A 231-nucleotide genomic window follows, 5' to 3' on the forward strand; every position below is an offset into this window, starting at 1 on the left:
ATGCCCGACGGCCTGATCGAAGCGGTCACGCCGCCCTTTTGCCTCGACCACGCCCTGCACCGACAACTCGCCCGCATGCGCCGATCCAGCGGACCAGGCGCCCGGTCCCAGATGGCACACATCGGTCGGCACAGGCTGATGGTTGCGTGCCAGCAAATCGGCCTTAATTTTCACATCGCGCTCGGCGGCCTCGTTTTCGTTCGCAATGCAGATGATCGTGCCCAGCGCCTG

Annotated in this window: 1 pseudogene; it reads right to left on the bottom strand. The window is 64.5% G+C overall.

Annotated features, from left to right (window positions below):
* Positions 1-231 (bottom strand): annotated as a pseudogene (locus SB772_RS46110) (hypothetical protein); the annotation flags it as partial.

The organism is Paraburkholderia sp. SIMBA_030, from assembly GCF_046535245.1.
Lineage (GTDB): Bacteria > Pseudomonadota > Gammaproteobacteria > Burkholderiales > Burkholderiaceae > Paraburkholderia.